Genomic DNA, 9,687 nt, shown 5'->3' on the forward strand with positions numbered 1-9,687 from the left:
TGCATTTTATCAACTACAAATATGCCATGTATTTTAACAAAAGGCATAAAAGACATGGCCACCTCTTCCAAGACAGATTTAAAAGCAAAATCGTCAAGGATGACAGGTATCTCTTCGCCTTAACTGCTTATGTTCACTATAATGCAACGGATATCAAAGGCTACGAGACAAACCCTCAGGATTATCCTTTTTCATCCTTAGGAATATTTTTAGCTGAAAAGAAGGATGAGTATCAACTTATTGACGATGAGTTTATTTTATCAATGTTCAGCCTGAAAGAAGCTGCTGCAAGGGCCATGTACAGGAATTTCATATTTAAAGTAAAAAGCGTAGTAGATGCTCAAAGGGAAGAGTTTAAAAATGAGCCTACGGAATACAGAAGCATGAGGACAGTTCTTGTAAGGGATATATCCCCTGAGAGGATAATAGAAATAATTACAGAGAAGTTTAACATGGATAAGCTTATGCTAAGGATAAAAAGGGCAAAGGATGCAAAAGAAGCAAAGGCTGTGCTTTGCTTTGTTTTAAGAAAGTTTTGCGATTTAAAATGCGCCGATATATGCAGGATACTTGGGAATATGGGGCAAGCTAATGTTTCGAGGCTGTGCACAATAGGCAGAGAGCTTGTAAAGGAGGAAAAGTATAAAGGATTGCTTGATGAAATTTTAAAAATGTGTGCATAAAGTTTTCAATATTAAAGGGAACATTTTGCATTTATACAAAGAATAATGCATGCCTTTTTGAAATTTAATTTATTGACTATAAAAAACTTTGTTAAATATCCGCAAGTCAATAAAAAGTTTTTGCGTTTGTGGTTGAAATATATATTAAGATTGGACAAGCCTATACAAAATAAGGTAAATTATCTAAAAAACAAATAATTTTTTAAGGAAAAACGATGGGGTTGAGTAAACGATAGAGCGATTTTAAAATTTGAATTAGAAGGTAAAATAATAAGTAACCGTCCCAAACATCCATTTTTGCTTTTCATTAATATTTTAAAGCTAAAATAATTTACTTTTTAATTTCAAATTTATAACCAAGTCCCCAGACAGCATTTATATAATCAGCCTTATTACCGAGTTTGATTCTTAAGCGATAGATATGGGTATCTACTGTTCTTGGGCTTCCTAAATATTCATATCCCCATACTCTATTTAATATCTGTTCTCTGCTTAAAATTTTTCCTTCATTTTCCACAAAATAATAAAGCAGTTCAAATTCTTTAGGTGTTAAATCTATTGAAATTCCATCTATGTATACTGAATGAGAATCATAATCAATTTTTATCCCTAAATTACTTTTCATAATTCTACCCTCTCATAGACAGTTTTTTGTTTTTATATTTTAAAACTAAATTATGTAGGAATTATGAAATTTTTATAGCAAATAAATTTATCAATAATAAAAATTATAAATCTTATTAAAATACTAATCAAAAGCAAGTATCTTTTAATAATAAAGAAGGCTGCTGATAAAATATACTTATCAACAGCCTAACACTGATATAAATTTTTTTATTATTTACTTATTAATTTTTAACTTAAACTTATTTCTTTCTGAATCACTTTTATTAGATTTAATCTGATTTTTCATATTTTCCTTTAAAACATCAGCTTTATTTTGAGTCAAAATGCCTTTATCAACTAATTCTTTAAAGAAATCACTTTTTGCTTGTGATTTCTTATTTTCAAAATATGCTTTTCTTTCTTCTTCTGTCAAGCTTTTTATCTTTTCCATTTCGGCCTTTTTATCTTCAGCCTTTTTATTCATATAAGAAATTATCTTATTTTCTTCATCTTGCGTTATTACTCCAGCCTTTACTTGATTATCTAAAAAAGTTTTGAAATTTTCACCTTTAAAATTTTTTCTTTTATCTTTATTTTTATCGAAAATAGTGTTTTTTATTGTATCTGCCTGTTTCTGAGTTATTACATTCTGTTCTACAAGCTCCTTAAAAATGTCACTTTTTGCTTTTACCCTGTTCTGTTTAAAGTATTCCTTTCGCTGCTCCTCCGTCATGTTTTTAACTTTTTCCATCTCAGCTTTTCTTTCATCTTCTTTTTGTTTAATTAATGAAAGTATTTTGTCTTCCTGAGCTTGAGTTATAGTACCTGATTTTACAAGGCTGTCGAGCTTCTCTTTGAAATTTTGTGAGTTCATTTCATATCTAACCTTAGGTTTTGCAATTGAAATTTTATTATTATTTTTTGAAGTTTTAAGATTAGAAGCTAATACCTGTCCTCCTGAAAATAATATGAACGCAAACATTAGAAAAAACACAGCCGTCTTAATAAATTTTCTTTTCATTTATCTAATCCTCCTTTCTTCTCTCTTAATTTTTATTATGCACAATAAATGTCACAAATTTGTCACAAATTTTTAAATTTTTTTAAAATGAAATTTATCAGAAATTGCAACGATGTGGGATGCTTTGCACCCCACATCGTTTTTGATTACTATTAGATATCATTAAAGAATCTGTGATAATAATCTTTCGGTATAAACTTAAGAATAGCAGGCATATTTTCACTTATAACATCATACTTTTCTTTTATTATTTCCCTTGCTTGCCATAAACACTCATAATGTTTTTCATTGCATAATCGTAAATTATAGTTTTCAATTTTATTTGTTTCCCAAACTTCACATCCCTCGAATGGATTAGCCGTTGCAAGATATAATTTATTACAGCTATCTACATAAAGTATTCTTCCTCCATAGTTGTAAGGATTGCCAAGCCCATTTAAGAAAACAGATTTGAAATGCACTCCATCTTCAGAAGTATAAAGGTCAAATCCTATTGGATATCCTATTCCTCTTAATATTTTTACTACGCTTTCATATATTTCTATCAATATTTTTGTTATTTTTTCACCTATAAGCTCTTCTAAAGAAGCTCTATTAGCTAAAAGAGTATTCAATATTACTTCCATATTGCTTGAATCATCAAAGGTACTTATATAAAGTCTTCTCTGGTATTCCTGTATCTGCCATGCATATACATTAAATGGATTATTAAATCCTGATCCAAGCCCCGACATGCTTTTGTATTTATTATCATCTGATTGATTTAAAGGTATTAAAGGATTCCCTCCAACTATCAGCTGCCAGTTATCATTTCTGTCAATTCTTATAATGTCACATCCCATTGGAATAAACCAAGCTAATGGCAGCTGCTTTGTACCACTCACATAAAGATAATTTTTAAATACACCAATACTTAGAGAATACTTGTTTAAAGGATTCCCAAATCCTTTATCAACTATAAGTGTCCACTCATTCATTTCAGGTTCTTCTCCATTAGTTCTCCAGACTTGTACCCCATCTGCATTAGCAGTGGCAACATATATTCTCTTATTAAATACTGCCATGTTGCTTATTCCACCTTTGGGATTTCTATCAGGATCAAACCCTTTAGCATCGCTGTCTATAACTTTCTCCCATGGATAAAATTCAGGATCTTCACTTCTATACAAAAGCGGAATTGAACTTTGATTGCCCTCGTCAATAGTAGCTATATACAATTTTCCCCTGTGAGTTACCATAGCTCTTGAAGAAGTACCTTTTAAATTATCATCCAAAACTTGATACCAGTTAACACCATTTGTGCTTTTTAGGACTTTCACTTTCTCACCAAAGGCAGCTGCATAAAGACATGGCCTGCCTCCAAAAGGCCTATGACTAATCATAAACCTGAAACCATAAATTTTAGAGTTTAAAGGAGCTTTATAAACTCTTTCCCATGGAAGTTTTCCGTCCTTCCTATATCTCCATATTTCACCAAAATTATCAAATTCATACGGCCTTATTAATGCAGGAATTTCAGTTTTGGGATTTATAGTTGAACTGATAATATTCAGCAATATATTTCTACCAGTACCTACATAAATAAAATCTCCTAAGTCGCTCATCGACCATGCATAGTTATTTTGCCTTGCATTGTCAAGATTTTTATAGTCAAACCCGTTAATCGGAGTTAAGCTGCAAAAATCAGGCATCTTTATTCCTCCTTTATAATATTTATCAATGCCCTCTTTCACTTATAGTATATTTAAAACATAAATTATTGTTACAAAATATGCATATCTTTTGCCTGATTAGATTATCTCCGACAGAATAATATATATAATCTCAGAAAAGCCCAACAATGCAATTATTAAATTTATATGCACCTTTAGAAAATTATTCTATAGTGTTGAATCATTTGTATTCATCTAATACCATTTCATTTTATATATTATTTTTTGGTAATATCACAATAAATTTACTTCCATTATTCAATTGGCTTTCTACTTCTATTTTACCATTATGTGCCTCTACTATAGCTTTAGTTATAGTAAGACCAATTCCTGCTCCTCCTGTCATCCTGCTCCTTGATTTATCCGCACGATAAAATCTTTCAAAAATATACGGTAAATCTTCATGGGAAATTCCAATTCCATTATCAATTACGCTTATTTGTATTTTATCCTTATCTGCATCAACATCAACTCTTACTTTTCCACACTTTTGAGTGTATTTTAATGCATTAGACAAAAGATTTATAATAACTTGACTTATCTTATCCTTATCTGCATTTATAATTTCTTTTTTTTCATTGAATTTTATATCTATTTTCTTATTATAAAAATCAACTTCAAAATTTTTTATGATATTCTTAATAAGCTCTGATATATCAAAATAACTTTTATTTAATATCAAATTTTCACTTTCATATTTTGAAAGTTTTTCAATATCACCAACTAACCTTTTAATACGTATTATTTCTTCATGGCAGCTTTTTAATCTTTCAATATCCATTTCCCATATCCCATCAATCATTGCTTCCATATGGCTTTGAAGTGTTGCTAATGGTGTCCTAAGCTCATGAGCAACATCAGCTGTAAGCCTTTTTCTTAATGTTTCTTGATTTTGGAGGGTTTCTGCAAGATTATTTATTGTTTCAGTAAGCTCATAAATCTCTACAATGTTTGACTTTTCATTTATTTTATTATCAAAATTTCCCTTTGAAATCTTCTTTGCAATATCTTTAACTTTTAAAATTGGATTGCTTAAGCTCTTTGTCATATATGCCCCAACAAATAATGATAAGAAGAAGGAAAATATTCCAACAACGAGTAATAATTTATTTATTTCATTAATAAATTCAAGATCATTGTCGTTAAAAAAATAAGGCCCATAATATCCTATCTGGACTGTTCCAACCTGAGCTGATTTAAAATCTATTTTATACGTATTTTCAACATATCCGCCTTTCCAATTTGGATAGCGGCTGTTCATATTATTTGCCATGTGAGAAATCATTTGCTGGCACATACCATTGTTGTGCACTGTAGCATCCCAAATAACTTTACCTGTAGCATCAACCACCCTAATAATCATTCCCTGCTCCAATGCGTTAATTCCAATGTTTTCTATTACCCGTGTATCCCATTTCCCATCTTCTTTATACTGTTCTTTTATAAGGGAAACTATTTCGTTGTTTTTGCGTTTTTGATTCTGTATTATATAATCTTTAAAATTTTTTTCTAAATATAAATTTGTAAAAACACTGATTAAAAGTATACATACCAAAGCTATAAAAATATAGGATAAGGACAGTTTTGTTTTTAATCTATATTTCATCACTTTCACCACCAAACCTGTATCCAATCCCATGAACTGTCAATACATATTTAGGGTTTTTAGGGTCATTTTCAATTTTTTGTCTAATATTTTTTATATGTGTATCAATTGTTCTATCATACCCATCAAAATCATCTCCAAATGCCATGTATATAAGCTCTTCCCTTGTAAATGTCTTATCTGGATACTTTACTAAAGTCATAAAAATCTTATATTCATTTGGTGTCAGGTTAACTATTTCTCCCTTCTTCCTTATTTCATATTTTAAGCTATCAATAACAAGCTCATCCTTATTAAAGCATATAATATTTGCCAAAGGAACTATTGCATCACTTGTTCTCCTTAATACTGCTTCAATTCTTGCAACTAACTCTCTCGGGCTAAAAGGCTTTGTAATATAATCATCTGCACCAATATTCAGACCCTTTAAAATATCCTCCTCTTCCACCTTTGCAGTAAGCATTATTATAGGCACTCTTGATATTTTTCTTATCGTTCTGCAAATTTCATCTCCAGTTATATCAGGAAGCATTATATCTAAAACTATTAAAGATGGATTAAATTTTTTAAATTTATCTAATGCATCTTTCCCGTTGTATGCTTCAATTGTAGTATATCCACTTTTCTCTAAATACGATTTTATAACATCGACAATTTTTGCCTCATCATCTACTATTAGAATTCTCTTTGCACTTAAATTCATATATACCATCCTTTTATTTTTAAACTATAGTTCACTGAGATATATTACTGCAGCATCCACCATATGTTTGATTTTGTATATCTTCATTTATTGATTTATTTATATCTTCATCTTCTATTTTTGTAATATCTGACACAACATTTATATTACTTCTAATCATACCCATCCAGCAAGTATATGTTATACTTCCTTCTTCTTCCGGAATAAATTCTATTATATTTTCTCCAGGATTTAGTTCTTTTTCTATTCCTAATTTTGGTATTATAATTGTGTTATTGCATCCATTTAAATCTTTCTCTTTAACATTTATTATCCACTTTACTGGTATGCCTTTTTGTACAACTATTGGAGGATAGTAAGATGGTCCTATTTCAGTATTTATAATTTGTACATCCCCATCTACTTTAGCCTTACTTAAAGATGCTGACTTCGCAAATGTTGTATTTACACCTGATATTGCTAATCCCCTGTTTATAGTAATAAAGCCAAGTATCATTATAAGAGCTGCGCTGACTTTAAGAACCTTATGTGCAAATTTACTGCTTAAAAACGAAGTAAATACACCAAATCCAAACATCAAAGGAACTGTTCCAAGGGCAAAAATAAACATTGATAAAGCACCTTTTGTAAAGCTTCCTGTACCAAGTGCATATATCTGCATAGCCTGAAGTGGTCCGCATGGCATAAGCCCATTAAGAAGTCCTATATAAAAAGGTCCATTTTTTCCATTTTTATTAAATATATTTTTTCCAAAAATTTTAACTACAGGATTTAATCTTTTAAGCCATGGAAAAATATTTAACATATTAAGCCCCATAATAATCATAAATATTCCTGAAAAAATTACAACTGCTCCCTTTGCTCTAGAAGAAAAATTTATTATAGAACCTAATCCGCCTACCAAACCACCTATTATAGTATAAGATAATATTCTTCCAGCATTATAAAGGAAACTTGGTCTTATATAGTTAAAGTTATTATTTTTTTTGTTTTCCAATGAAACACACTGCGTCATATTGATACCGCCACACATTGCAACACAATGGAACGAAGTTAAAAATCCTACTATAAAAAGTATTCCATATCCCATAGATTGATTTATCTGAGGTAAAAAGTTAAATCCTATAGTATTTTTAATTATAAAATACAATCCGAATAATAATATCGCAATACCTAATAAAATATCAACTGAATTATCCTCTTTTTTAGTAATATCTTCACTATTATCTATCTTATATCCTATTTTTTCTATGCATTCAGCTATAGTCTCATATTTTATTAAATCACTGTCATAAATAACAATTACATTTGAATTTTTAAAACTTGCCTTTACCTTTACGATACCATCTAACTTTTTTATTTCATTTTCAATTCTTATTTCACACCCTGCACAGGACATACCTTTTATTTTTACAACTTTTTCTATTAGCTTTTCATTCATAATATCCCTCCAATTATTAAACTCCTTTTTATGAATCATACAAATTTTATGTGAAAATTTTATGTAGAAAAAATAAAAAATTAATGCTTCCTGCAAGATATAGAAAGCATTAATTTTTTATCTAAAGGGGAATATTATTTAAATATTAAAATTTAAAAATTTCAGATTCAACAACAGCACAAATCAAATGATAAATAGCTACATGATATTCCTGTATCCTGTAAGTTTCGTAAGATGGTGCAATTAAGTTACAGTCGGAAATATTAGATATTTTGCCACCATCCATACCACAAAGAGCAATACATTTTAATCCTTTTACCTTTGCCGCCATAAAAGCATAATATACATTAACTGCATTACCTGATGTGCTTATTCCTATAATAGTATCATCTCTTTTCCCATACCCAATGACCTGCTGTGCATATATTAATGAAGAATCAACATCATTAATATATGCAGTATTAAAGGCAGAATGTACACCCAAAGATATCGCTGGAAGGCTCTCTTGAAGCTTATTAGCAATAATACTACCTTCATTTCCAAAATACTGAATAAATTTAAATTTAATATCTTCATCTAATGGTCTTTTTAATAAAAAACCTTTCATAAGCTCTCCTACTATGTGATCTGCATCAGAACAGCTGCCACCATTCCCACAGACTAATAGCTTACCACCATTATTATAGGTATTTAATATAATATTACATGCTTCCATTACATTGTCTTTCAAAAACAATAAATCATCATTTATTTTAAAAAAAGTCTCTATTTTTTGTATTGTTCTTTCTTTCATAAGAACCATCCTAATCCATATATTTTGAGCTCATATATTCTGCAACAAATAAAGCTGCAAAATCCCCTACAGATTCAGAGAGCATACTTGGCTCTATATGACATACCTGTCTTGATAACGCAAGAGTTTCGTTATAAATTATCTGTTCAGCCCATGGCCATATTTCTTCATAACATCTATTAAATATACTTCCAATTATAATTTTTTCTGGATTAAGTAAATCAATTAAAATTGAAAGTCCTCTCCCAAGCTGGATACCAACATGTTGAAGTATTTTTTTCGCTAAATAATCTCCATTTTTTACTGCAATGCCAACTTTTTCAGAAGTAATATTTTCTATATCAATAACATCTTCACATAGGGAAGTTTTATTTCCTTTTTGAATTTCCTCCAAAACAATCATTTTAGCAAGTTGGGCAATTCCATTTCCACTACAAAACCCTTCAAAGGAACCCATCTTCCCATATCCAACAGGTCCATAATCTGAAAGCCTTATATGGCCTAATTCTCCTGCCATATCATTAGTTCCACTATATAATTGTCCATTTAATATCAATCCTGCACCAAGTCCAGTTCCAAAGGTCATAAATATCATATTTGAGCACCCTCTCCCAGCCCCAATCCTCAATTCTGCCAGTGCACAGGCATTAGCATCATTACATAGCCATGCCTTTATACCTGTTTTTTCTTCTATATATTCTGTAATATTAACATTATCCCATCCTATAAGGTTTGGAGGGGAAAATATAGTTCCAGTCTTACTATTTAGAGGCCCCCCACAGGAAATTCCTACTGCTTCAACCTTCTCATCTTTGCTTAATAAACTCTTACAGTACAAAATATCTTCAACAAAAAAATTAAGCATTTCCTCTGCAGTATATAATCTTGTATTTCTGATTTTGCACTTATGAAGTATTTTTATATCATCATTCAAAATTCTGCCTAATAATACTACAGACTTTGTACCTCCTATATCAATTCCAACTACTATCACTAAAATTCCTCCTCAATTTGGCCAAAGTACATAATATCGAGTAGGAGCTGAATAATTATTTTATTCAGCGTCCTCTCACACCACCGTACGTACCGGTCTGGTATACGGCGGTTCGTTAGTTTACATGC

At 30.2% G+C, this 9,687-nt stretch carries 9 protein-coding genes; 1 reads left to right on the plus strand and 8 read right to left on the minus strand.

The window, feature by feature from the left end:
* On the plus strand, positions 1 to 683 hold a 683-nt coding region (locus tag B5D15_RS15560), incomplete at its 5' end, for a transposase (RefSeq protein ID WP_207651477.1).
* Between the two features lie 331 nt (positions 684 to 1,014).
* Here the strand turns inward: B5D15_RS15560 and B5D15_RS14590 are convergent.
* From B5D15_RS14590 to B5D15_RS14625, 8 genes are all read right to left on the minus strand, one after another.
* Positions 1,015 to 1,308, minus strand: coding sequence for a winged helix-turn-helix domain-containing protein (locus tag B5D15_RS14590; RefSeq protein WP_078697839.1), 294 nt, complete (start codon positions 1,306 to 1,308; stop codon positions 1,015 to 1,017).
* 216 nt (positions 1,309 to 1,524) lie between these two features.
* Positions 1,525 to 2,310: a hypothetical protein gene (locus tag B5D15_RS14595; RefSeq protein ID WP_078697840.1), complete on the minus strand. Its 786-nt coding sequence runs from the start codon at positions 2,308 to 2,310 to the stop codon at positions 1,525 to 1,527.
* Positions 2,311 to 2,462: 152 nt separating this feature from the next.
* Positions 2,463 to 4,001, minus strand: coding sequence for a hypothetical protein (locus B5D15_RS14600; protein ID WP_078697841.1), 1,539 nt, complete (start codon positions 3,999 to 4,001; stop codon positions 2,463 to 2,465).
* 232 nt (positions 4,002 to 4,233) lie between these two features.
* The gene (locus tag B5D15_RS14605) at positions 4,234 to 5,628 is read right to left on the minus strand and encodes a sensor histidine kinase (RefSeq protein WP_078697842.1); all 1,395 of its coding nucleotides are present in this window, start codon (positions 5,626 to 5,628) and stop codon (positions 4,234 to 4,236) included.
* A complete protein-coding gene (locus tag B5D15_RS14610) occupies positions 5,618 to 6,331 on the minus strand; it encodes a response regulator transcription factor (protein WP_078697843.1) in 714 nt (237 codons plus the stop codon). The genes B5D15_RS14605 and B5D15_RS14610 overlap by 11 nt, the downstream gene beginning before the upstream one ends.
* Positions 6,332 to 6,362: 31 nt before the next feature.
* Positions 6,363 to 7,772, minus strand: a complete 1,410-nt coding sequence (locus B5D15_RS14615) for an urease accessory protein UreH domain-containing protein (RefSeq protein ID WP_078697844.1) — start codon at positions 7,770 to 7,772, stop codon at positions 6,363 to 6,365.
* Between the two features lie 145 nt (positions 7,773 to 7,917).
* Positions 7,918 to 8,565: a D-sedoheptulose-7-phosphate isomerase gene (locus tag B5D15_RS14620; protein WP_078697845.1), complete on the minus strand. Its 648-nt coding sequence runs from the start codon at positions 8,563 to 8,565 to the stop codon at positions 7,918 to 7,920.
* A 10-nt stretch (positions 8,566 to 8,575) separates the two neighbouring features.
* Positions 8,576 to 9,559, minus strand: a complete 984-nt coding sequence (locus B5D15_RS14625) for an ROK family protein (protein WP_078697846.1) — start codon at positions 9,557 to 9,559, stop codon at positions 8,576 to 8,578.
* Positions 9,560 to 9,687: the final 128 nt, after the last annotated feature.

It is taken from the genome of Caloramator quimbayensis, from assembly GCF_900167605.1.
In the GTDB taxonomy this organism is placed as follows: Bacteria; Bacillota; Clostridia; order Clostridiales; family Caloramatoraceae; genus Caloramator_B; species Caloramator_B quimbayensis.

What these genes read in the sequence shown, in the direction of transcription:
- B5D15_RS14590 (WP_078697839.1), bottom strand. Translation starts at nt 1,308, where the DNA reads ATGAAAAGTAATTTAGGGATAAAAATTGATTATGATTCTCATTCAGTA.
- B5D15_RS14595 (WP_078697840.1), bottom strand. Translation starts at nt 2,310, where the DNA reads ATGAAAAGAAAATTTATTAAGACGGCTGTGTTTTTTCTAATGTTTGCG.
- B5D15_RS14600 (WP_078697841.1), bottom strand. Translation starts at nt 4,001, where the DNA reads ATGCCTGATTTTTGCAGCTTAACTCCGATTAACGGGTTTGACTATAAA.
- B5D15_RS14605 (WP_078697842.1), bottom strand. Translation starts at nt 5,628, where the DNA reads ATGAAATATAGATTAAAAACAAAACTGTCCTTATCCTATATTTTTATA.
- B5D15_RS14610 (WP_078697843.1), bottom strand. Translation starts at nt 6,331, where the DNA reads ATGAATTTAAGTGCAAAGAGAATTCTAATAGTAGATGATGAGGCAAAA.
- B5D15_RS14615 (WP_078697844.1), bottom strand. Translation starts at nt 7,772, where the DNA reads ATGAATGAAAAGCTAATAGAAAAAGTTGTAAAAATAAAAGGTATGTCC.
- B5D15_RS14620 (WP_078697845.1), bottom strand. Translation starts at nt 8,565, where the DNA reads ATGAAAGAAAGAACAATACAAAAAATAGAGACTTTTTTTAAAATAAAT.